Raw genomic sequence first — 22,835 nt, 5'->3', positions numbered from 1 at the left:
CGAATCTGTGGAGGAAGGAAAGATGCTAATTCGTGAGCTGGTTCATCAGGCTTTGGCAACGGGTTATCTGAGCGTGATGGCAGAAAATAAGCTGCGATCGCTGCTGCAAAGCAAGTATGAGCATGAAGATTTGTGTGCTTTCATGCAGCTTCAGAAGGCGGCGATGGAGGGTTTGGTCAAGCAGGAATCTCGCGATCGAATTCAGGCTTGTGACTAGTTGCCAATAGGTCGAAGGTCATTTGTCTGTAGGATAACGGCATCACCCCGGCGAACGGTCAGGGTAGTCGCTTTCGTTTGCCGTGCAGTGCTGTCTACAGCTTCGATCGGGCTTTGCAAGCTGTAGAAATAATCTCCGTTTTGCCAGCCGATCGCGCAGATTCCATCGCGGCAGCTCATGCGTCCGCCCTGAAGTTGCAGGCATTCGTTCTGGCGGTTGCAGCCATTGTAGGTGAGATCGCCCGTGTTGTTCACGCCTGACCAGGACTGAATATTGCCTACCGTAATGGTCCATTCGCCGTTCGTGAGGGTGTAACGATCAGCGGATTGGGCGGGAGGTGTGCCGGAGGTGGCATCTGGATCAATGCGCTCCATCCGGCTGATTAACAGGGCGGGGCGGCTGTTGCCACAGGGTTCTGCACTCTCGCAATCGCTGACTGAAACAGGTTCATAGAAAAACCGCACGCGCTGGTTTAAAAAGCTGGTTTGCTCACACACTTCAAAGGTTGCACCCAGCCGACGGGTCGTGCCGCGATCGTCTTGCATTGTCAGATAACACATTAAGTCGCCTGCGACCATTTCTTGAACCGTGCCCGTGCTGGGTAGCGTTGAAGTTTGAAAGATGTCTACGGTTTGCGGAGTGGCTTGAGCCACAGGTGAAGGGGCAGAAGCTGCGGTCGGCTCAGGTTTTGTGGAAGGCGCAGAAGGGGCACTCGCCCCAGCAGATAAGGTCTGGACAGGTTGTGAGGTGACTGGCTCAGTCGATCGTCCGTGGGATTGTAGCCCGACTGCCAGACTAATTAATCCTCCACTAAAGATTGACGCTCCCAGAAGAACTGGCATAAACCGCTTTGAAGACGACTCAGGATGGTGTGACATAAGATGCTGTGACGATGCCTTAACAAGTTTGAACAGGAGTAGTGCAGCTCAGCATGGCTACCGATTCGCAGCGATCAATTCCAGAATTCTACTAGGGTCAGCGATAAAGCAGCTGAAGCAGCAAGGGCTGGTTTAACCAGATGTTTGGTTTGACTAGATGTTTAGAGAGTCCTAACGCTTACCCAAACCCCCTTTTGCATGAGAAGCCATAGGAAGTGAATCGACCATTGGCAATACCTCTTTAGGCTGAGTCTGAGCGTACCCATCAAGTGATATATCTACCCTGTATCGATCAGTTTATTTTTGCCGTATTTTGCCTATGAAAAGTCAATTTCTCCAAAGTACTACCGTAGAAGGGGCACAAGTTGTTCTTCCAGGTTTAATTCGCCAAACTCGGCAGTGTTTAGGGCTAACTCAGACTCAATTTGCTGCAAAGTTAGGCGTTTCATTTTTGAGCGTCAATCGCTGGGAGAACGGACATCATCAGCCGTTGCCGATCGTCCTAAAACAAATTGAGGCATTGCTGCATGAAATGGGGGCAGAAGGGCAGGATCTGCTGAAGCAGTATTACGCGAGAATTGCGGGTCTCAATATCAGTGATTAGCATGGAAAAAAGTTGGGCATTGAAGCGATCCCAGCATTCTTTCAGCTCTTCACTTTCGGTGCTCTAGTTCGTGCCTGTTTTCGCTGCGGCTTGAAACGCTGTGCAGCCTTCAGACTCAGCTACAGCTCTTATTGAAAAATAATTCTTCAAAAATAGTTTAGTTTCAACACTTCTCATCGCATTCAACTCTATATCAACTTTATAAATCTAAATTTTAGAGACTTTGATCTTGCCCAAGTGCGACCAGCATGACTGATTCCCTGAACAATTCTGCCAGACAAACCGCTATTCAAGCATCGCTCCAGCCGCCAACAGAATCGTTGACCGATGTTGGAATCGTTTTGCAGTGGGCAGATGGTCTTTGTTTTCCGACTGGGCACTGGAGCCGATTCAATGTTGGTTCTGAGCTTTTGTTTGCAGCCAGTCAGCTTCAGGAAAATCAAGCTGTTCCTTATGCGATCGTCACGACGTTGGCCCCGATTTATCCGATCAATCAACTAACTAATCAATCAACTAATCAATCAACTAATCAACAGATTGATCAGCTCATTGATCAGCTCATCGATCGCTCAATCCATCAGCAAGCTCTCCAAGCCAGGTTCCAGCGACCCATCCCCAAATCCATCGACGCCAGAGCCGTCATCCCCCCCATCCTTGACCTCATCTGCTCCTCGCCACTCCCGCAAAGCAACTAACTCCACCCTCAACCCCTCAACCCCTCAACCCCTCAACCCCTCCTCCAAAATGCTGCAAACCCGTCAGGGCAACAACTCCTTTTACGCCACGATCGCGCTTGCCCTTGCCATTTCAGCCACGCTGCTCTACCCGGGACTGGCGCAAAATTTATTGAATGCGACTGGATTCATTCCGCACGGTCACTGCTATCTGTGGAAGCCGGAGCTGGTTTGGCTGCACGTTAGCACAGACACAATCATTGGCGTGTGCTATGTGTCAATTTCCTCGACGCTAGCTTACCTGGTTTATCGAACGCGGAAGGAAATCCCTTTTCACTGGATGTTTCTGGTGTTTGGGGCGTTTATTATTGCCTGTGGCACAACGCACTTTGTGGAGGTCATCACGCTCTGGCATCCTATCTACTGGCTATCGGGTGACGTGAAGCTGATTACTGCGCTGGCTTCGGTCTCTGCTGCGCTAACGCTGCCGCCACTGGTTCCCAAGGTGGAGGGTTTGCTGGCAACACTGAAGCTGGCAGAAGAACGTCGTCAGCAGCTTGAACTGGCAAAACAGAGCGACGAAGAGCAAACCTGGCTCAAGACCAACGTGGCAGACCTGACCCGAATGCTGCAAGGACAGCGCAATCTAACCAACGCTGCTTCCCTGATCCTGACGCGGATCTGTTCGCTCTTAGAGGCTCAGCAGGGCGTGTTTTATTGGCTTGATCGCAGTGCCAACCCTCCGATGCTGGAGCGACTCAGCCAATATGCAACGCCAGAATCAGCTCAGTTAAAGCCTCGCTTGCATTTAGGGGAAGGCTTGATCGGGCAATGCGCGATCGATCAAAAACCGTATTTGCTCAGCAATGTGCCCAGCGAGTATGTGCGAATCGGGTCGGGCTTGGGCGATGCGGCTCCGCGTCATTTGATCGTGCTGCCAATTTTGTTTGAAACGCAGGTGGTGGCAGTGATCGAGCTGGCTTCGCTAAAGCCGTTTAGCGAATTGTCGTTCCAGTTTCTGAATGAATCCTGTGATTTGCTCGGTGTGGTGCTGACAACGATCGCCGCAACGGCTCGCACCACAGACTTACTGATGCAATCCCAGTCGTTAACCGAGGAACTTCAGCAGCAGCAAGCTGAACTCCAGGAAACCAACTGCCGCCTAGAAGAACAGGCAAACGAACTCCAGCGATCGGAGGCACAGCTTCGAGAACAGCAGGAAGAATTGCAGCAAACCAACGAGCAGTTGCAGCAGCTCAATCTGGAGCTAGAAGAGAAAGCCAATCAGCTTAAGGAACGCAATCGCGAAGTCGAGCGCAAAAATCGGGAGGTGGAACACGCGCGGCAGGCACTCGAAGAAAAAGCCACCCAGCTTGCTCTGAGTTCGCGCTATAAGTCAGAATTTCTGGCGAATATGTCGCATGAACTGCGAACCCCACTCAACAGCTTGTTGATTCTTGCCAATTTGCTGAGCCAGAACCGCGATCGAAATTTGACGGAAAAGCAAATCGAATACAGTCAAACTATCTATGCGGCGGGGAATGATTTGCTGGATCTGATTAATGATATTCTCGATCTCGCCAAAATTGAATCGGGCAAACTGTCGATCGAGCCGCAGATCGTTCTGTTTACCGAGCTAAAAACCTCGCTGGAAAACATCTTTAATCAGGTAGCGCATACCAAAGGACTGGATTTCGCGATCGCCCTCAATCCCCAATTGCCAACCTCCTTCATCACCGATTCAAAACGGCTACAACAAATTCTCAGAAATCTGCTGTCGAATGCGTTTAAGTTCACGGCAAGCGGCAGCGTCACCCTGAGCATGATCCCGGTTACACCCGATCCAAGCTTGAACGAACGATCGCTTGTCGTTGCGTTTTCAGTCACCGATACGGGAATCGGCATTTCCCCAGAGAAACAGGTGGCAATCTTTGAGGCATTTCAGCAGGCAGATGGAACCACCAGCCGCAAATATGGCGGTACCGGACTAGGACTCTCGATCAGTCGGGAACTCGCGCATCTGCTAGGCGGACAGCTCACCGTCAAAAGCCAGGAAGGACAGGGCAGCACGTTCACGGTATATTTGCCCAGCTACGACACGCTTTATTCTGCTGCGATCGAAGTATCATCAAAAACTACATCAGAATCATCAGAAAACTCATCAGAGCTGCCATCAAGAGATGTATTTCAGGAATCATCCCAGGAATCCTCGATAACGAAACAAATGTTGATCGATCGCATGAGCGATCCGATCGCTCCAAATCGTTCGGAATACGCTGTAAATGGCTCAGCAAATGTTGTGAATCGTTCTGATTATTTCAGCGGCAATAACAACGGCAATATTAATGGGGATATCAATGGGAATAACAACGGCAATATTAATGGGAGTATCAAAGGTTATACGAACGGCGATTCTCTAGCTGATCATGCCATTGAGGACGATCGGGCGGATCTTCAGTCTGGAGATAACGTGTTGCTGATCATTGAAGACGATTTAAACTTTGCCCATAGCCTGCTTCAGATCGCGCACCAGCAGGGCTTTAAGGGCTTGGTTTCAACGCGCAGCGATACCGGACTGGAGCTAGTGCGGCATATTCAGCCTGTGGCAATTATGCTGAATATTCGTTTGGCAGATGGCTGGGGCTGGCAATTGCTGGAGCAGCTCAAAAGCAATGCCCAAACCAGAGGCATTCCCGTTTATGTGCTTTCAGTAGATGATCATCTAGAGCGCAGTTTGCAGCTTGGAGCCGTTGCCTATTTGCAAAAACCTGTCACACCAGAGTCACTGAATGACACCTTTTCAGCCTTGCGGCAGTTTATGGAACAGCAGGTTAAACAGCTTCTTGTGGTTGAAGACGATCGCACTCAGGCACAAACCATTTGCGAGCTGCTCGGGCAAAACAGCCTGCAGCCCACGATCGCCGCATCAGGGGCGCAGGCACTCGACTTCCTGCAGTCGGGCGAGTTTGACTGTGCCGTGCTGGATCTCATCCTGCCGGACATGAATGGATTTGATTTGCTGGAGCAGATCAAAGAGGCTTATCCTACTCTGCCGATCGTGGTTTATACCGGAAAGGAACTCACGCTAGAAGAAGAAACCCACCTGAAGCGATTCACCGAGACGATCATCATTAAAGACGTTCGATCGCTAGAGCGGTTATTCGATGAGATAATGCTCTTTCTGTATCAGGTGCAAACGCGATCGTCTCAACAAACATCACCAATTTCATCACCATTGTTACCGTCGCCATCATTAGCATCGCCACTGTCAATGTCAGTACCGTCTCCGTCAATTCAGACGAACGCTGCAAGTCGTGCTTCTGAAGGTAATCCAAACCGCTTGGCTGCTAGGGATGCAGTGTTGGCAGGCAAAAAAGTGCTGATTATCGATGATGATGTGCGCAATATTTTTGCAATTACCAGTTTGCTAGAAGAATACGACGTGGAAGTGTTTTACGCGGAAAATGGTCAGGCTGGTCTGCGTGTGCTGAATCAGCATCCAGAAATTCATCTGGTCCTGATGGATGTGATGATGCCCGAAATGGATGGCTATGAGGCAACCCGCGCAATTCGATCGCAAAATGCCTTTCGATCACTGCCGATTATTGCCCTGACCGCCAAAGCCATGCAAGGCGATCGAGAAAAATGTCTGGAAGTGGGAGCATCAGACTACATCACAAAGCCTGTGAATCCTGACCAGCTCATTTCGCTGCTGCGGGTTTGGCTTTATGGTTGATATTAAGGTTAATATCTAGGGTTGATGGAAGGGGTTAGAGCATGGTTTAGAGGCTCTGCGAAGAGTAGCTTGATCGGGTTCAATCCTCCTCAATCCCGCTTAAAAAGCGGAACTAGGAGTGGTTCGGTTCCCGCCTTTTGCAGGGGGCTAGGGGAGATCAAAAGCATTTGAAACATGCTCTGGGGAAAAGCGATCGCGTTTTGCGGAAAACCTTATGCAGTCAGATTTTACGGTCAATATTCTTCTTGTAGACGATCACCCGGAGAACCTGCTGTCGCTGGAGGCTATTCTGGAACCGCTAGGCGCGAATTTAGTGCGATCGAATTCGGGTGAGGAGGCTCTGCGGGTTTTGCTCGAACGAGACTTTGCCCTGATTTTGCTCGATGTGCAAATGCCAAGAATGGATGGGTTTGAGACGGCAAGCCTGATTCGCCAACGTCGGCGATCGCGCCAAACGCCGATTATTTTTCTGACGGCATTTAGTGCCACTTTTGAGATGCTGTCGAAAGGCTATTCGCTGGGAGCGGTGGACTATTTACACAAACCGATCGATCCAGTCATGCTTTTATCGAAGGCAACGGTATTCGTCGATCTGTTCAAAAAAACGCAGGCAATTCAGCAGCAAAGCCTTGTGCTCGAACGCCAGGCTGCCCAACTCGCAACGGCAAACACCCAGCTTAGACAAAGCGAAGAACAGTTTCGGCTGCTGAGCGAAGGTTCACCGATTGGCATTTTCTTAACGAACCCCGCTGGAACATTGACCTACACCAATCCGCGCTTCGATGCGATCTGCGGCATCAGTGCCCCTGCTTCGCTGCAAGTCGATTTGCTGCAAACGATCCACCCTGAAGATCGATCGCCCATGACAGCACAATGGATGGCTTACCTGAGCGGCGAGCAGGAATTGTCAGCCGAATTCCGATTGCTCAATCCAGACCTGCACTGGATTAATCTTCGATCGCGCCCTCTGTATTCAAAGCAGCATTCAGAGCAGCGTTCAGGGCAGTCATTTTCAGAACAGCGTGAACTGCTCGGACATTTAGGCACGATCGAAGACATCACCGAGCGCAAACAGGCAGAAGCGATACGCGCCGAAATGATTCGAGCACAAATTGCCCGCCAGGAAGCCGAAGCCATTAACCGCATGAAAGACGAATTTCTGGCAGTGCTGTCCCACGAGCTTCGCACGCCGCTCAACGCCATGCTAGGCTGGGCAAAAATCCTGAGCGATAGCTTTGTTCCACAGAGCGTTCGTCGTCTAGATGAAGCAACCGTCGCTCGTGGCTTAAGCATTATCCAGCGCAACGCCCAGTCCCAAACCCAGCTCATTGAAGATTTGCTCGATGTTTCGCGCATTATTCAGGGCAAATTCTCCCTGAAAATGGCCCCAATCCAGCTTCCGCCCGTGATTGAAGCGGCGATCGAATCTGTGCGTCCGCAGGCACAAGCCAAAGCCATACATCTCACGGTTCACCTCACGCTTGACGAAATTCAAGTGATGGGGGATGCCGTCCGCTTACAGCAGGTCGTTCTAAACCTCCTCTCCAACGCGATCAAATTTACGCCCGATGGCGGCAAAGTCAAGGTGGAATTAGAACGAGTCGAGGAGGAAGATTGGGAGATCGGGAGATCGGGAGATCGGGAGGTGGAAAGTCATGAACTTGGCTCAACCGCTGACCCAATTTTCTCTCACCCCTCACCCCCTCCACTCCTTTGCCCTTACGCTCAAATCACCATCACCGATACAGGCATCGGCATTGCCCCCGACTTCCTGCCCCACGTCTTCGATCGCTTTCGGCAGGCAGATAGCTCCACGACGCGATCCTATACGGGATTGGGGCTAGGGTTGGCAATCGTGCGACATTTGGTTGAGCTGCATGGCGGGATGGTGCAGGTAGAAAGTGAAGGCATCGATCGAGGAGCGGTGTTTACGGTTGGGCTGCCGCTGCATCAGGCGATCGATTATCAAAAGGACACTTTAGAAGCAGTTTCACCGATCGAAGCGGGAATTGCCGGACAAAAAATTTTGCTGGTCGATGACGAAGCCGATAGCCGCGAGTTGCTGGCGTTTATGCTGGAGCAGCAGGGCGCAGTGGTAACAGTTGCTGAGAGTGCCGCGCAAGCGATTGCGGCTTTAGAAGTTCAGCCATTCAACGGTTTGATCAGCGATATCAGTATGCCGAACTTAGATGGCTATGATCTGATCCAGAAAGTTCGATCGCTTCAGGACAATCTGAATGCAGGCATTCCCGCAATTGCGCTTACTGCCCATGCCAGCGAAGCCGATCAACAGCGTGTTCTTGCGGCTGGATTTCAGGCTCACGTTGCAAAACCGATCGAGCCAGAACAATTTTTGGAAACCCTTGTGAATCTCCTGCGTCCTCAGTCCGGAAATTGCGGTCGCTAACTTATTACTCAAGGAATATTAGCGACTCATCCTTGGGGTGTATTCTCATCTTAGAAGAATGATTGTTCCGCTGTTTTGGGAACCGATGGGATGAGTAGAACCAGGATTGACAGAATGATGAATTAGATGATGAATTCGCGAAATCTACATCAATTCGCATAGTCTACTAAATCAACAGCTCAGTTGCTGAATGGGTTTTGTCGCTGTCTTCCCGATCGCCGCCAAGGAGTCCTGTGTCCTGATTTCGACCCGCCTTAAACCACCCGTGGCAGATGCTTTAGACCCGATCGTGACTTAATCTTTTCCCGGAAAATCTCTATGGCAGTCCCCCCCTGCACCGTCCTCATTGTTGAAAACTTTCTGCCAGACCGAGAACTCTATCGCCGCTCTCTGCTTACCGATACAAGCTGCGGCTATCGTTTGCTAGAAGTGGATACGGCAATGGAGGGGTTGGAGTTGTGCCGTACCGAATCAATCGACGCAATTTTGCTGGACTATTTGCTGCCCGATTGCGATGGGCTGGAGTTTCTGCAAGCCCTGCATGCCCAAAATAGCGAAGACAGTCCGCCTGTGGTGATTGTCACCGGACAAGGCGATGAAAGTATTGCGGTGCAGGCACTCAAGCTGGGGGCGGAAGATTATCTGGTGAAGCGTCGGCTCACGCCCGATCTGCTGCGGCTCACGGTGCGAAGCGCGATCGAAAATGCCCGACTGCGGCTCCAACTGCGCGAGAGTGACGATCGGTTTCGGGTGTCGATCGAAAATATGCTCGACTGCTTTGGCATCTTTTCAGCCATTCGAGACAGCGGGGGGCAGATCCTTGATTTTCAGATTAGTTATCTGAATGCCGCTGCTTTGCAAAACCATCAAATGACTACCGCAGGCATCAATGTAAAACTGGGTGAAGTGCTGCCCGCCACTCGAGAAACGGGGCAGTTTGACCAGTATTGTCGCGTCGTGGAAACCGGAGAACCGCTCGTCAAAGAAGAACCGATCTACATCGATGGCTTTGGCACACCGTTGCTGTATCGTGCCTTTGATATCCGTGCCAGCAAATTCAATGATGGCTTTGTTGCCTCCTGGCGCGATGTCACTGCTCGAAAACAGGCAGAACTGGAGCGGCAGCAGCAGCTTGAGCGAGAGCAAATTGTCCATCAAATCACGCAGCAAATTCGCCAATCGCTGGATCTGAAGGACGTGCTGCATACGGCAGTTACTGAAGTTCGCGAGTTTCTCAGCAGCGATCGCGCCTTTATTTATCGCTTTAACCCCGACTTTAGTGGCACGATCGTGGTGGAGTCGGTCAGCGATGGGCTGCCTGCGGCGATCGATGCCCGCGTACAAGATACCTACTTCCTCGAAACCCACGGTGAAGACTATCGCCAGGGCAGAATTCAGGTGGTCGAAGATATCTACACCGCAGGGCTAACCGACTGTCATGTTGAAATGCTGGCGCAGTTTCAGATCCGGGCAAATCTGATTGTGCCAATTTTGCAGGGAGAGCAGCTCTGGGGCTTGCTGGTGCTGAGTCAGTGCGCCTGTCCGCGTCAATGGCAGCCCGTCGAAATTGATCTGCTCCGGCAAATTGCCGCCCAGCTTGGCATTGCGCTAAAACAGGCAGAGCTGTACGAGCAGGCACGGGCAGAACTGACAGAACGCCAGCGAGCAGAATCTGCCCTTCAGCAAAGCCACGATCGCTTTGAGCTAGCGGCGGCGGCAGTCAATTGCCTGATTTATGACTGGGATTTACAGCGCAATCGCGTCGAGCGTACCCAGGGACTCTACGAAGTCACCGGATATCTGCTGGAAGAGGCTGATCCGTCTCCTGAGTGGTGGCTTGACCTGATCCACCCGGACGATCGCCCCAAGAAAAACGATGAAAGCGTGTTTTCAGACCTGGCAAAGCTGGGTCGCTACTGCAATGAATACCGTGTCCTGCACAAAAACGGGCATTACCTCTGGGTCGAGGACTGGGGCACGGTTCTCAAAGACGATTCTGGGCAACCCGTTCGGATCGTCGGCAGCACCAGAGCGATTCACAAACGCAAACTCACTGAACAACGTCTGCACCAGTCTGAGGAGCAGTTACAGCTCGGGGTGCAGGTGGCAGGGGTTGCCCTCGTTCGATTTGACTACGCGACCGATCGCGCCAGGCTCTCTTCCGAAGCGTCAGCCATGTTTGGCATTCCTGCTGAAGAGACTCTAATCGCCGACGACCTCGTAGTGAGTATCGATCGACTGTATGCCGTCTTCCACCCCAGAGAACGCAGAGAACTGCTGGAAATGATGCAGCAAGTGCTTGATCCGGCAGGGAAAGGCTATCTCGCCCACGAGCATCGCGTCCTTTGGCAAACCGGGGAAGTGCGCTGGTTGAGCATTCGCAAACAGGTCTTCTTTGATCGATCGACTCAGCCTCCTCGTCCTGATTACGGTATTCTGGCAGCGATCGACATCACCGAACGCAAACGGGCTGAAGCAACCGTTCAAGCGCAGCTCGCCCAGATTGAAGCCATTTATGCGACTGCCCCGATCGGACTGTGCTTTTTAGACCGGGAGCGGCGGTTTGTGCAGCTTAATGAGCGATTGGCAGAAATGAATGGGCTGTCGGTTTCTGACCATTTGGGGCGAACTATTCGAGAACTTTTACCAGAATTGGCAGAAGTTCAGGAGCCAATTTTTGAACAAGTACTGCAAACGGGTGTCCCGGTTCTAGATGTTGAAGTTCAGGGCACAACCCCAGCACAGCCGGGAATCGAGCGCCATTGGCTGGTCAGCTACTACCCACTAATCGCAGCAGCAGGGCGAGTGCTCGGCATCAACATCATGGTGCAGGAAATTACCGGGCGCAAGCGCGTCGAGGATGAACGCAAACGAGCTGAACTTGAACGCGATCGACTGCTGGCAGAAGCCGAAGCCGCAAACCGCAGCAAAGACGAATTTGTCGCCCTCGTTGCCCACGAACTGCGATCGCCGCTCAACGCAATTTTAGGCTGGGCAAAACTAATGCAAACGCGCCGTCTCGACCCCGCAACAACCGCTAAAGCCTTGGAGACGATCGCCCGCAATACCCAGGCGCAAGTCCAACTTGTCGAAGACCTGCTCGATGTCTCCCGCATGGTGCGCGGCACACTCAAACTAACGCTGGCATCGGTCAATCTGCTCGAAGTGATGGAAGCTGCGATCGAAACCGTCCACCCCCTGGCTGAAACCAAACTGCTCCAGCTCAAAATGCAGCTCGACAAAACTGCCCCCATCTCCGGCGACTTCAACCGCCTCCAGCAAATTGTCCTCAACCTGTTAACTAACGCGATCAAATTCACTCCACAAGGAGGCAGCGTTGAAGTGAGATTAGAGCAGGTTGGGAACAGGCATGAAGAGACGAACAGTCGTGCAGCAAGCAACATTGCCGATCAAACCTCTGCTAACGCCTTACCCCTCACCCCCTCGCTTCCTCACTCCTACGCCCAAATCACCATCACTGACACAGGCATTGGCATCGCCCCCGACTTCCTGCCTCAAGTGTTTCAGCGATTCTGTCAGGATTCGCAGAATGTGAACGCGAAAGAAGGGCTAGGCTTGGGTTTGGCGATCGTCAAATATCTGGTCGAGCTGCACGGTGGTACGGTCACGGTCGCCAGCGGTGGAAAAGGGCAGGGGACAACGTTTGTTGTGAGGCTGCCGCTTCTGAAACGTGAGAACGATCTAGGAGCAGAACAAAGCCTGGAGCAAGTCCCTCTTGCTTCTGATGGGTCGCTGGCGGGTGTGCGGGTGCTGCTGGTGGATGACCAGCCCGATATGCTGGACTTAACCACCTTTGCCCTAGAGGAGTACGGCGCGATCGTGGAAACAGCGAGTAGTGCGACGACTGCACTTGAGAAACTGCCGCAGTTTAAGCCGCAGATTTTGCTCAGCGATATTGCCATGCCCCAGCAAGATGGCTACGGGCTACTGCAACAGGTGCGCTCGATCTATCCCGAAGGACAAATTCCGGCGATCGCCCTGACTGCTTATGCCAGCTACACGCGGCGTGAGGCAGCCTTTCGAGCAGGTTTTCAGGAGTATCTCACCAAACCCCTCGAGCCTGAGCAATTAGTCAGCACCATTCAGGCTTTAATCAAGCATTCTGGGTTCAATTCATGACGTAGGCAAGGCAGCCTCAGCCAGAGCAACCCCTTCCGGCGATCGTTCTGAGTGCCTTTGCCTACTGCCAAAGATCAGCAGTGGGCGATCGAATCTGACGACTCAAAACGCATAGCTCAAAACCTGAATCTCGGTTCCTTCTGCGGGTAAATTGCCCGATCGCAGCGTCACGCTGTCACTGCCGACCCGTCGCACCGTTGCACCCTGAACCAAGTTCAGGAAATTGTCGATCGGCAGAATATCGCAGTTTGCCGCATCCGCTGCCTGCGTCCGATACTGGGTGGGAATCACAATTTTGGGGTTAAGCCGCTGAATCGCCGCCTGCGCCTCTTCGGGGGTAAACACTTTAGGACCATTGCCGATCGGAACCATTGCCACATCGGGACGACCCATAAGAATTTGCTGTTCGGTGGTAATCGGAGCCGCCGCGCCGCCCAAGTGCAGCACATTTACCCCGCCCTGTCGCCATCGCCACACCACGTTCGTGCCAAAGCGTCTGCCGCCTAAATCATCGTGCGGTGTCCGAATGCCCTGAAGCTGAAGTCCGCGAAACTCAAATACGCCCGGTTCAAACAGCACACGCGGGTTTCCGGGCAGCCCATCGACGACCCCTTCATCTAGCAGACGGCTACTAATCAGCACCAGATCCGCCTCCACTTGCGGAGCACGGTAGCCCGCCGTACAACCGATCGGACGAAATGGATTGACCAGAATTCGCAGCCCGGTCCCGCTGAACAAAAAGCAGCTATGGCCCAGCCACCGAACCGATAAACTCTCTGCCCCCTGAGCTAGCCCCGGTGAAACTTTCCCGATCGCCCCCAGCCCTGCCGTCGCCAACCCTGCAGCCGCAGACTGTATAAACTGTCGTCGCTTCATAAATTCCTCACTCCAAAACGCGCTGGGGCTGCTGACGGGCAAATCCCTGCAAGCCATTTAACCACAGCGAGCTCCCAGACGGAAACCGATGTGAACCAGTTTCCGCGATAGCGGAATTGCTATACCCCCACCGCGACCCGATCGATCGATTTGAGGAAATTCTTTAGCAGAGCCTTGCCCGATCCAGTCAGCACGCTTTCCGGGTGAAACTGCACGCCTTGCAGATGAGGATAGTCACGATGGCGCACTCCCATGATCGTTCCGTCTTCGACCCATGCAGTGATTTCTAGCTCTGGCGGGCAGGTGGTGCGATCGATAATCAGGCTGTGGTAGCGCGTAGCGGTAAAGGGATTCTCCAGTCCCTCAAACACGCCAACGCCCGTGTGATAGACCGGGGAGGTTTTGCCATGCATCAGTTCCGGGGCAGCGGTAATCTTGCCATGATGCACATAGCCAATCCCCTGATGACCCAGGCACACGCCCAGCACAGGCAGCTTAGAACCCAAAACCCGAATCACCTCTAGCGATACGCCTGAGTCTTCAGGGCGACCCGGACCCGGCGAAATCACAATGCCGTCTGGCTGAAGCTGCTCGATTTCTGCCAGGGAAATTTTGTCGTTGCGATACACCCGAATGTCGGCGGCGACCAGATGTTCTGCCCCCAGTTCTCCCAGATACTGCACCAGGTTGTAGGTAAAGCTGTCGTAATTATCGATTACAAGAAGCATGGTAAATCGAGAAGCGAGGGGGAATAGGGAATTAGAAAATTAATTAGGGAATTCGGGGAGGGAGATGGTCGATCGCACCACTTCCAGCAGCGGGGGCAACAGCAGCGATCCTGCCACAATGACTGCCGCAAGCGCGGAAACTAGAACTGCACCTGCCGCACAGTCTTTAGCAATCTTAGCGAGTTCGTGATAGGTCTGTCTGACAGTGAGATCTACCACGGATTCGATCGCCGTATTCAGCAGCTCCATCGTCAACACCACGCCGCTCGTCAAGCCAATGATTGCAATTTCAACCCGGCTCAAACCCAGGAGAATGCTGAGCAGGAGCGCGACCGTGCCCATTGCCAGGTGAATCCGAAAGTTGCGCTGCGTTTGAAAGGTATAGCTCAAGCCCGCCCAGGCATAGCGAAAACTCACAAACAAGTTGGATGCCACCCGCCAGGAAAGCGATCGGTTCGGGGAAGGTTTCACCGATTGACGGGGTGGAGCTTCGGTAGATAGGTTTTGAGTCATAAAGGCGGCTGGGCAATGAGCGTGTCAAGAATAGCGTAGGTCAGAAGAAGCATTTGCAGTGTAATCAGGGACGCATATCCACAAGTTTTCCCATGCATGGGCTGAGCGAATGGTTTGACGGTAATCGATCTCGCTGCAGGATGGCATCCCCCCAACTGGGCTTGAGCTAAATCTTCACGATCGGGCTGTTTTTTCCTGGGCTTTTCCCTGCCACTCTGGGGTAATCTGCACCCTTTGAAGCAGAGTGTCCTGCTGGTCGAGCATTTGCTGAAGGCTTTCCTCATCGGGGTGATCCCACCCTACTAGATGCAACAGCCCGTGAGCGGCTAGCCACGACAATTCGTAAGCAAGAGAATGTCCTCGCTCTTGTGCTTGTGCGGCTGCCGTCTCGACTGAAATAATAATGTCCCCAAGGTAGAGCGGCATCGCTGCCTGCATCTCTTCTGATTGGGGATAGTCTACCTCCAGCGCAGCAAATGCCAGTACATCAGTCGGCTGATCTTTCTGGCGATATTGCGCGTTTAAGGTCTGAATTTCGGCATCATCCGTCAGGCGCAGGCTCAGCTCATAGGCAAACCGGGGCGGTAGATCTGCCTGGAGGCAACTGAGCCACTGCGAAAACCATTTCTCCCAAGTTAATTCGGCAATGGGAGCCGTTTCATCGTCAAAATAAGCATCCTGAACGCTCACTTCGATCGCCATCTCCCCTCCCATGCTTCCTAAAACTGCTTCATCTGGGGAGCTGCTGGATAAATTTTCCGTCATGCGCTGCTCCTAGCGCGTTAGATAGGCAAGACCGACCAGCACGGTCAGTAAGCCGACCGTTGTCAGGGCAAAGTGATAAATCGATGTGCCCCGCTTTCGCACCATGTTTCGCATTGCCAGCTTCACATAGCTTGGCTGTGGCTTTATTGCCGGAACTGCTGCCGCGCTATCTTCGGTGTTAGCGGGGGAATGAACGCTGGCATTAACTTCAGAAGGCTGATTCATAACTCAAGCCGCTTTGTCGGCATCGACAGGTTTATTGTCTCGTTGCTGCTTACCGCTTTGCAGGTAGGCTAGTCGCTCCTTCGCAGACCGGAAGATAGGGTCATCCGTTACGAGTAGAGGCTTTATTACTGGAAGTGGCTTCCTGCGTGAATTATAGCTTACCGACGATCGCTGCTTCATGCCGATCGCTTTGCGGTCAAACCTGCTGAAACCAGAGCCGTGGGAGAACGAGTTAAACCCGGTTTGCTGGCTTGAGTCACTTGGCGACATCAGCGATCGCTTGAGGATTAGGGTCGCCCCAATTTACGCTGCATCTGTCGGAGACACTGCTTGAGATAAGGCAAATTAGGAGTTTCTCCACCGTATCGCCAGCACACATAAGCCTCGGTAATTTCTTCGATCGCTTTTGCCCGGTCGAGCGAATAGCGGCTGTGGCAGGCGTGAGCATATTCTAGGGGCGTTTGGGCGATCGGCTTGCGAAATCCCTGATGGTCGAGCCAGCGCAGCATTTGCTGATAAATTGCTTCCATCGGCGGCAAACGCTTGAGCCAGCGTTGATATCGCCACTGCTGCCAGCCCTGCCAGAGTAGCCAACCCAGAAAACCAAGTCCGGTCAGGAGTCCTGCACCCAGCAATAACCCAAGCCAGCCTTGCGTAAATAGTCCCATCATCCAGCCGATCGCCCATCCAGCAATTCTCATGAACCATTCAAAAACACCGTTGAGCCAGCCTGTGAGCGGCGAAGGTAGCCATCCGGCGATCCAGTTCCAGAACTGCTGCAACACGCCAAACACGCTGGATTCTTCGATCGATGGCGGAACCAGCGGATGTCCGGGAATCGGGTCAAAGCTGAACCAGCCGAATTTGTGAAAATACACTTCGGTCATGGCGTGAGCATCGGTGTTGCGAACCACATAGTATCCGGTCAAGGGATTGAATTTTCCCGGAGAAAAGCCCACCACTAATCGAGCCGGAATGCCGATCGATCGCAGCATCACTGTTAGCGTTGTCGCAAAGTGATCGGGATAGCCGCCCTCGTACTTGAATAAAAAGGCTTCTGCTAGATCTTCCCCATCCGCCAGAAACGGCAAATCCGGCTGAATGCGGTAGTTTTGCTTGAGATACTGCGTCAGGAACAGCGTCTTTTCGTAGGAAGCGGTTAAGGGTTTTGGCGATCGTGCCAGAATTGCCTCTGTTTCTTGACGAATTTGCCTGGCTACAGCCGCAGGGAGCTGCATATAGTTTTCTAGTTCGCCGGGATAGTTCCCAGGTGCCGACTGCAGCCGAGTTCGATCGCGATAAGGCACGGCTGAAATAACGGTGTAAGTCAGCCCTTCAGATAAGGGAACGGGCGATCGCAGTCCACTTTCTCGATCGATCGCAACTTGATTGGTCGGAAAGTACAGTTCTTTCACTTCATACAGTGCCGGAATCAAATTGGGCAGATCGGCAACCACCGTGTAGGACTGCACCACTTCCCGAGTCCGATTTAGCGTCACTGACCACGGCAAGTTAAAACGAAACGTCCAGCTCGGACGCTCGACCTGCTGGATGTCTGCGTCTTGATTGCGCGAAATTTCCCAGCCCTGCCCGCTATAGCGATCAAACGCCAGCACCCGCCAGAAGCCCGGAGCCTGCGATCGAATTCGCATTACCACCTGCGGCTGCATCATGCCGCGCAGATTTTGATTGATTTTGGAATTGAAGCCGTAATAAGACTGGGGGTTAACTGTGCCTGCGCCTTCGGTGGGAGCCAGTCCGCCTGACCCGTTATTTCCTTTTTCTTCTCCTGCTTCTGGCGATCGTCCGGGCTGCACATAGCCGGAATTGATAATTTGGCTCTGCTTGAACTCTTCTTGAAGCGAGATCGGCGCACTCACCGGAAATGTGCGAATTTGATAGCCGGGAAAGCGCGGCAGCAACAGAAAAATTCCCAGTCCCAAACCCAGTACTGCCAGCAGCACCCATCCCATGCGTTTTGGAGCCAGATCCGCCCGAACTCGATTCAGCGTGGGAGTTACCAAGCCGATTTGCGATCGATAGTTGAGGATCAGCACCGGAACCGCCAGCCCCAGAAACAGCAGCAGCACAGGCGCAAATGCCAGCGTTTGGCTCAGGGTCGCCGCGACCCCAATCAAAATCAGTCCGATCACTGCTGAATAGCCCAAATCCTTCCGACGGGGCGTATCAAAGCTGTGAAACACCTGGAGATGAATCAGCAGCGTTGCCAGCGCGATCCGCGTATCGTTGCGCTCCACCCAGATCCGCATAAAAAAGATCGCTAGAGCCACCAGCATCCCGATCGCAATACAAAACTTCACCGGAATATTGCGTTTTCGGCGGTGATAGTGGCTCCAAACCGCTCCCACCACACTGACCGGAACTGCCCACAGGCTCAAACCCTGAGCATCGGTACTGTCTGCAGCAGCCACATCGATCGCCACAATACCCACCGTAACAAGCCCCTGGATCAGCACCCGCAGCGGAATTGAATCTTCTGGTTCCGGTAAAGGCTGAGACTCGATCCGCTGCCAAATCTGACGGAGCAGCGGCAGCTTCAGAATCGGATTGAGAGAGGCTTGAGATTTCCGGGCAGGAGAAGACATAAACCGCGATCGCAATTTTCGCTTCTATGCTAACCAGACCTGCCCATGGAACGGGAGAGCGATCAACAAAATTCGGTAGATTCCGCAAACTTTCAGAACCCGAACTGTAATGCCATTGGAACTATGGCTCAAGCGGCAAACGCACGGCAAACACCAGCGGCGCATCGGATTTTGCTAACTCAATCGTGAGCGTCATAGACTGCTCTATGCAGATCGGGCTGAGACTAACGCTCAAATTGCCCGCCTGCGTGCAGGAAGCGATCGATTCAAGGGCGGCTTGCTGAAACCGCACCGTGCCACCTGTGGGAAGCTGGGCATCGATTCGCACCGTACCGGATTCTGGATGGTACTGCACCTCCAGCATGATTGCTCCTGCATCGGTCAGCCAGGAGCGACGAATAGCGGCACGGGGCGAAAGCGTGAGCGTCATTGCCTCAAACATCTCGCGGGCTGCTAGCAGCGACAGCACCATTTGCTGCGGACGAGATGCCTGATTGTAATCGGTGAGAAAGCCTGGGTTGGCGATCGCTGGCTTTGGCTCAGTCGAGGTTCCGCCCCGAACTGGGGAAGCGAGAACCATCCCTGCCAGCTCATTCAGCACTGCTCCTTCTTCGGGAAACAGCGATTCGACTGCCTGGACGAGTCGCCGCCCTTCACGGAGAGAAGACTGCATTAAATGGCAGCACTGCTCAAACAAGGATTGCAGCACCGAGTCGGGTAGGGCGATCGGCAAATTGAGTGTCTTGAGGTGAGCAGCCCAGATCGGGACAGGTTCTTGAACAGGGAAGCTTAATCGCTCTCCCGTGTGAGGCTGCTCAGCGTCAGGGTAGGCGTAGGATTCAGAATCGTATGGAGAGTCGTAGTGGTAATCGTGCTGCTCAGTTTCCCAGGGGAATCGCGGCGGATTGCGCTCAATTTCTGTTTTGAGCTTGTTCTTCAGCAGCGCGTGAAAACGATGTTGCACAGCAGGTATGTCTCCGAATGCAAGTTGCGAAGGGTCCTCATCAAGCGGCATACTCGTGTTCTCTGGGTTGGAAGTCGGTTGACCTGTTCGATCGATTCGATCGCTGGGGTCATTAGCATTCCTCAGAATGCCCTCCGCGCCAGCAGAACTGAGTGGCTCAGCAGAAAATTGCAGGTTCACTGACCCGGTTTGTTCAGGCTCCGCTGCCTGATTCCAATCCCCTGATGGCGCACCACTTGCCGGGTCTAGTGTTTGCAACAGCCACACAACGAACTGCTGTATGGCTTCTGCTTCATTATTCATTGGTAGAAGTCCCTGCTCCGGATATTAAATTGTTGCGAATTTCCCAGGCTTGTTCAAGTAATTTAGACCATTGTTTTTGCAGTTGGGTCGGGGTAATGCTGAGAGCCTGGGCGATCGACGCGTCTGCCATGCCTGCCTGCTTACGGCTCAGGAGTTCCTGCTGGCGGGGCGTGAGGCGATCAGCAAACTGCTGCCACTGCTGCGGCGTTAGCCCGAAATTGCGCTCCAGGTCGGCTTCCAGCCATTGATGCACAAGTTCCCACTGGTGGGACAGCGCAAAGCGAATCAGGTGATATTTAAATCGCTGCTGCAAATAGTCTCGCTGACGGGCAGTAAGTCCCAAAATCGCCTCGATCTCACTGGTGGGTAAATCTTTTAGCCGCAGCGCGAAATAGTCGGCGCAGTCTTGCTGCTGTCGCTCCTCTAGGTAATTCATCAGCTCGGCGATCACCGTATTTCGCAGCGTATCTTCCTGCAATTCTGGCTCTTGCGCCACCATTTGTTCCCTGACCTGAGGCATGGAAACGGTGCTGCGCGAAGTATCGCTTTCGTTGAGCGTGCCCTCGGCTGCTTGCTCCATGTCCACCATTGTTTCAGGCGGCTGCTGCTGCGAGAAAGTTTGTGCTCGCAGAATAATGAGCTGCTGGCTGCGGCGACCTGGAAGGGGAATGCGACGTTTGCCGTACCGTTCTGTGAAAGCCATATACTCTGCCAACTCCAGCAAGGTGCGGGGACGATAGGTGGCAGGTAACTGGTTTTCGCGCCGGAAGGCATTCAGCGATTCGATATAAAATCCCTGCAAAAAGTCTTCGATCAGGGTCAGACGTGCCTGATAGCTGGACTGTACCTGAGGGGGGGTGATGTAGCGGTAAACTACCGCGCTCAACGTGCTGTGTAACTCGATCCTGCCCCGGTGTGACCCCAAGTCATAGTATTTGAGACACTGTTTCAGGCGATGCTTTGCCAGTGTGGTAGACCAGGTTTCGACTTCACCCGACGCCTGAATCCGCTGGCTTTCTGAGCAGATGCGGGAAACTTCTTCGGTCAGCCGATCGGCAACTGCTCGACATTGAGCTGCGGGCGATCGAGTTGACTGCTGAAGTTCCTGGAACAGAATCTTAAAGATTGCTTCCACACAACTACTAGGCTTTTCCCGCTGGAAGATCGACACAACGTTCGCACACTGAAGCTTGTGCATAAGGCAGTAATGAGATGCGATAAACAGGTATCCGTTTCCAAGGCAGTTTTGGGAGCATACAAAACTCCTAACTGCCAGGAATCAGCCCTGATGGACAAGATAATAAGGTCTTAAAGCCGAGCTTGAAATTTTCGTTTCGAGCTTTTCGTTTCGAGCTTTTTATTGGGGTCTCCCGGATATTGTCTTGCCGCTTGGAAGAATGCGGTAGTTGCGTCGCCTGATTGTGTCGCCTTGTGGTAGAGCGGTCTAGACTGGGAGGACACCCTTCAATAAGATTGCTACACCCCGATCCAGTATGAAGCTTGACGAACAGATTCAGGTACTAATTGATGAAGCTCCTCGCTATGGAGCAGAGCCAACCGATGTAAATTATGTTGCACCTGTCCTGAAAGCCATCGCCGAACGGTTAAAGCACCCTCAGTATTATATTTTACAGAACCTTGAGCAGGAGTGGCTCACGATAACCATTGCCGACCAGACTCAGCCAGAAGTGACCAAGACGGTCGTATATGCTTTTCCCAGCCTGGAGGCTGCTAAAGCCAACACCAGTACACTCCATGATCCGCAGCTCGTTGCTTTACCGATTCCAGTGATTCATTTGCTATTCCAGATGCTAGCAATGAAGCCGATCGATAGCATCGTCTTTTTTGAGACTTCAGCAAATCTGCAATCTGGAATGGAGTTAAGCAGACAAAATCTTCAAATTTTAATTGAACAGCACCTACAGAGTCTAAGAGGTGCTAACATACCACCCGACATCGCGTGAATCTAGCGTAATTTCACACAGGGCAATAAAGTTTCGATTAAAGCAGTGCGTGGAATCACCCAGAAGGATTGGAGCTGAGGTGAGTCTGGAGGGCAAAAAATGCTTCCTGGGCTGCCGCCTGTTCTGCCGTCTTTTTGGATTGTCCGCGACCTTGCCCCCAGCATTGACCGTTGATCCAGACTTCGGCAGCGAATCGCTCGCTGTCGCCATGCACCGGGTTTAGCTCCGTCACGCGATACTCCGGTAAGCCCTGATGCTGGCTTTGGGTCATGGTTTGCAGTGCCCCTTTATAGTTGTGCAGGGCAGGGTCGCTGCGAATCACTTCCCCAAGCTGATGGAGATGGCTGTCCAGCCAGGGATGAATCAAACTCAAATTCTGGGTGCTGAGATACAGGGCGGCAAGAATTGCTTCCAGGGCAGCCGCCAAGCGGGTATCCAGTCCGATGCGATCGATCAAGGCACTGTGGGAAAGGATCAGATAGCGATCGATCCCGTAGCTTTTGGCAATCTGGGCAAGCAGACGATCGCTCACTAGAATGCTGCGAATGGCAGACAGTTCGCCTTCGGAAACGTCAGGATATTGCCTGTACAAAAACTCGCCTGCTGCCAGTTTCACCACCGCGTCGCCTACAAACTCCAGCCGCTCATAGTTTGCTGTGGCAGAAGCAGTCGGATCGGTAAGGGCCAGATCGAGCAGTACCCAATTGACGGGACTCTCTGCGGGTAGTCCGAGTTTGAGAATAAGCTGCTGAAGCTGTTTCTGGCGGCGGGGGTCAGCAAGCATCGCACCGAGGCAGTTTTTTCAAAATTAATCGGGAAGAGGCGGTCATAAGCCGGGTTCTGTCTCTTGGAACGATTCGCCCCAAGGAGCAGTTATCTATCTGGGATGCCTGTTACCAGACACCTCTAGCGGATTTCGCAGCGTCCAAGAACGCTACCCGGAGCGGGAAAAAGACCAACCCTTGCTCCTTCAACCTTGCTTCCGACCGGGGTTTACCGAGCCAACGCCTCTCGACGTTGCTGGTGCGCTCTTACCGCACCTTTGCACCCTTACCAGGAATAATCCAGAATTTTGAGTTCTAAACTGTCCTGGCGGTATGTTTCTGTGGCACTCTCCTCACGCTTGCGCGCACTGGGCGTTACCCAGCAAGTCTGGTCTTTCGGAAGCCCGGACTTTCCTCAGGCAAAATGCCCGCAACTGCCTCGCCTCCTCTTCCCTTGATTCCAGTCTATTA

Annotated in this window: 18 protein-coding genes and 1 other RNA gene; 7 read left to right on the top strand and 12 right to left on the bottom strand. The window is 52.8% G+C overall.

The window, feature by feature from the left end:
- The first annotated feature begins 22 nt into the window (after positions 1-22).
- Entirely contained in the window at positions 23-217 is a 195-nt protein-coding gene (locus tag NDI45_RS07805; protein WP_190793312.1) for a hypothetical protein, read from the top strand.
- Here the strand turns inward: NDI45_RS07805 and NDI45_RS07800 are convergent.
- Positions 214-1,095, bottom strand: a complete 882-nt coding sequence (locus tag NDI45_RS07800; protein WP_190793313.1) for a hypothetical protein — start codon at positions 1,093-1,095, stop codon at positions 214-216. The genes NDI45_RS07805 and NDI45_RS07800 overlap by 4 nt on opposite strands.
- A gap of 319 nt (positions 1,096-1,414) precedes the next feature.
- Here NDI45_RS07800 and NDI45_RS07795 point away from each other — a divergent pair, with 319 nt between their 5' ends.
- The 5 genes from NDI45_RS07795 (at position 1,415) to NDI45_RS07775 (ending at position 12,656) form a co-directional block, all read left to right on the top strand.
- Positions 1,415-1,699, top strand: a complete 285-nt coding sequence (locus NDI45_RS07795; RefSeq protein ID WP_190793314.1) for a helix-turn-helix transcriptional regulator — start codon at positions 1,415-1,417, stop codon at positions 1,697-1,699.
- 248 nt (positions 1,700-1,947) lie between these two features.
- Positions 1,948-2,394, top strand: coding sequence for a hypothetical protein (locus NDI45_RS07790; protein WP_190793315.1), 447 nt, complete (start codon positions 1,948-1,950; stop codon positions 2,392-2,394).
- A 49-nt stretch (positions 2,395-2,443) separates the two neighbouring features.
- Complete coding sequence (locus NDI45_RS07785) at positions 2,444-6,109, top strand: response regulator (protein ID WP_348246954.1); 3,666 nt, start codon at positions 2,444-2,446, stop codon at positions 6,107-6,109.
- 214 nt (positions 6,110-6,323) lie between these two features.
- On the top strand, positions 6,324-8,516 hold the full coding sequence (locus NDI45_RS07780) for a response regulator (protein WP_348246953.1): 2,193 nt from the start codon (positions 6,324-6,326) through the stop codon (positions 8,514-8,516).
- A gap of 318 nt (positions 8,517-8,834) precedes the next feature.
- Positions 8,835-12,656, top strand: a complete 3,822-nt coding sequence (locus NDI45_RS07775) for a response regulator (RefSeq protein ID WP_348246952.1) — start codon at positions 8,835-8,837, stop codon at positions 12,654-12,656.
- Positions 12,657-12,758: 102 nt separating this feature from the next.
- Here the strand turns inward: NDI45_RS07775 and NDI45_RS07770 are convergent, their stop codons facing one another.
- The 9 genes from NDI45_RS07770 to hetZ all read right to left on the bottom strand — a co-directional run bounded on the left by NDI45_RS07770 (position 12,759) and on the right by hetZ (position 20,834).
- Positions 12,759-13,532 carry an MBL fold metallo-hydrolase gene (locus NDI45_RS07770; protein WP_348246951.1) on the bottom strand — a complete coding sequence of 258 codons (774 nt, stop codon included), beginning with the start codon at positions 13,530-13,532 and terminating at the stop codon, positions 12,759-12,761.
- A gap of 119 nt (positions 13,533-13,651) precedes the next feature.
- Positions 13,652-14,260: an aminodeoxychorismate/anthranilate synthase component II gene (locus NDI45_RS07765; RefSeq protein WP_190791619.1), complete on the bottom strand. Its 609-nt coding sequence runs from the start codon at positions 14,258-14,260 to the stop codon at positions 13,652-13,654.
- A gap of 39 nt (positions 14,261-14,299) precedes the next feature.
- Positions 14,300-14,773, bottom strand: a complete 474-nt coding sequence (locus NDI45_RS07760) for a diacylglycerol kinase family protein (protein WP_190791618.1) — start codon at positions 14,771-14,773, stop codon at positions 14,300-14,302.
- Between the two features lie 174 nt (positions 14,774-14,947).
- Entirely contained in the window at positions 14,948-15,475 is a 528-nt protein-coding gene (ybeY, locus tag NDI45_RS07755; RefSeq protein ID WP_190791622.1) for an rRNA maturation RNase YbeY, read from the bottom strand.
- 72 nt (positions 15,476-15,547) lie between these two features.
- On the bottom strand, positions 15,548-15,763 hold the full coding sequence (locus NDI45_RS07750) for a DUF3285 domain-containing protein (protein WP_190791617.1): 216 nt from the start codon (positions 15,761-15,763) through the stop codon (positions 15,548-15,550).
- A gap of 3 nt (positions 15,764-15,766) precedes the next feature.
- Complete coding sequence (locus NDI45_RS07745; protein ID WP_190791616.1) at positions 15,767-16,033, bottom strand: hypothetical protein; 267 nt, start codon at positions 16,031-16,033, stop codon at positions 15,767-15,769.
- A gap of 17 nt (positions 16,034-16,050) precedes the next feature.
- Positions 16,051-18,369 (bottom strand): transglutaminaseTgpA domain-containing protein, encoded by a 2,319-nt coding sequence (locus tag NDI45_RS07740; protein ID WP_348246950.1) that lies wholly within the window; start codon positions 18,367-18,369, stop codon positions 16,051-16,053.
- 121 nt (positions 18,370-18,490) lie between these two features.
- Positions 18,491-19,636 carry a hypothetical protein gene (locus NDI45_RS07735; RefSeq protein WP_190791614.1) on the bottom strand — a complete coding sequence of 382 codons (1,146 nt, stop codon included), beginning with the start codon at positions 19,634-19,636 and terminating at the stop codon, positions 18,491-18,493.
- Entirely contained in the window at positions 19,629-20,834 is a 1,206-nt protein-coding gene (gene hetZ, locus NDI45_RS07730) for a heterocyst differentiation protein HetZ (protein ID WP_190791613.1), read from the bottom strand. The genes NDI45_RS07735 and hetZ overlap by 8 nt, the downstream gene beginning before the upstream one ends.
- 295 nt (positions 20,835-21,129) lie before the next feature.
- Between hetZ and NDI45_RS07725 the strand changes: the two genes are divergently transcribed.
- Positions 21,130-21,600, top strand: coding sequence for a hypothetical protein (locus NDI45_RS07725; RefSeq protein ID WP_190791612.1), 471 nt, complete (start codon positions 21,130-21,132; stop codon positions 21,598-21,600).
- 55 nt (positions 21,601-21,655) lie between these two features.
- On the opposite strand, the gene rnc is transcribed toward NDI45_RS07725, so the two are convergent.
- Complete coding sequence (gene rnc / locus NDI45_RS07720; protein WP_348246949.1) at positions 21,656-22,384, bottom strand: ribonuclease III; 729 nt, start codon at positions 22,382-22,384, stop codon at positions 21,656-21,658.
- Between the two features lie 30 nt (positions 22,385-22,414).
- Positions 22,415-22,814: RNase P RNA component class A (gene rnpB / locus NDI45_RS07715), an RNA gene on the bottom strand.
- Positions 22,815-22,835 lie beyond the last annotated feature (21 nt).

The sequence above is a fragment of the Leptolyngbya sp. GB1-A1 genome (genome assembly GCF_039962475.1).
In the GTDB taxonomy this organism is placed as follows: domain Bacteria; phylum Cyanobacteriota; class Cyanobacteriia; order Elainellales; family Elainellaceae; genus Leptolyngbya_A.
This window is presented reverse-complemented; position numbering and strand designations above follow the sequence as displayed.

Coding starts and splice junctions, on each gene's coding strand:
- NDI45_RS07765 (WP_190791619.1), bottom strand. CDS start 14,260: ATGCTTCTTGTAATCGATAATTACGACAGCTTTACCTACAACCTGGTG.
- NDI45_RS07790 (WP_190793315.1), top strand. CDS start 1,948: ATGACTGATTCCCTGAACAATTCTGCCAGACAAACCGCTATTCAAGCA.
- NDI45_RS07735 (WP_190791614.1), bottom strand. CDS start 19,636: ATGAATAATGAAGCAGAAGCCATACAGCAGTTCGTTGTGTGGCTGTTG.
- hetZ (WP_190791613.1), bottom strand. CDS start 20,834: ATGCACAAGCTTCAGTGTGCGAACGTTGTGTCGATCTTCCAGCGGGAA.
- NDI45_RS07785 (WP_348246954.1), top strand. CDS start 2,444: ATGCTGCAAACCCGTCAGGGCAACAACTCCTTTTACGCCACGATCGCG.
- NDI45_RS07805 (WP_190793312.1), top strand. CDS start 23: ATGCTAATTCGTGAGCTGGTTCATCAGGCTTTGGCAACGGGTTATCTG.
- NDI45_RS07745 (WP_190791616.1), bottom strand. CDS start 16,033: ATGTCGCCAAGTGACTCAAGCCAGCAAACCGGGTTTAACTCGTTCTCC.
- NDI45_RS07760 (WP_190791618.1), bottom strand. CDS start 14,773: ATGACTCAAAACCTATCTACCGAAGCTCCACCCCGTCAATCGGTGAAA.
- NDI45_RS07750 (WP_190791617.1), bottom strand. CDS start 15,763: ATGAATCAGCCTTCTGAAGTTAATGCCAGCGTTCATTCCCCCGCTAAC.
- NDI45_RS07795 (WP_190793314.1), top strand. CDS start 1,415: ATGAAAAGTCAATTTCTCCAAAGTACTACCGTAGAAGGGGCACAAGTT.
- NDI45_RS07725 (WP_190791612.1), top strand. CDS start 21,130: ATGAAGCTTGACGAACAGATTCAGGTACTAATTGATGAAGCTCCTCGC.
- NDI45_RS07780 (WP_348246953.1), top strand. CDS start 6,324: ATGCAGTCAGATTTTACGGTCAATATTCTTCTTGTAGACGATCACCCG.
- ybeY (WP_190791622.1), bottom strand. CDS start 15,475: ATGGCGATCGAAGTGAGCGTTCAGGATGCTTATTTTGACGATGAAACG.
- rnc (WP_348246949.1), bottom strand. CDS start 22,384: ATGCTTGCTGACCCCCGCCGCCAGAAACAGCTTCAGCAGCTTATTCTC.
- NDI45_RS07740 (WP_348246950.1), bottom strand. CDS start 18,369: ATGTCTTCTCCTGCCCGGAAATCTCAAGCCTCTCTCAATCCGATTCTG.
- NDI45_RS07770 (WP_348246951.1), bottom strand. CDS start 13,532: ATGAAGCGACGACAGTTTATACAGTCTGCGGCTGCAGGGTTGGCGACG.
- NDI45_RS07800 (WP_190793313.1), bottom strand. CDS start 1,095: ATGTCACACCATCCTGAGTCGTCTTCAAAGCGGTTTATGCCAGTTCTT.
- NDI45_RS07775 (WP_348246952.1), top strand. CDS start 8,835: ATGGCAGTCCCCCCCTGCACCGTCCTCATTGTTGAAAACTTTCTGCCA.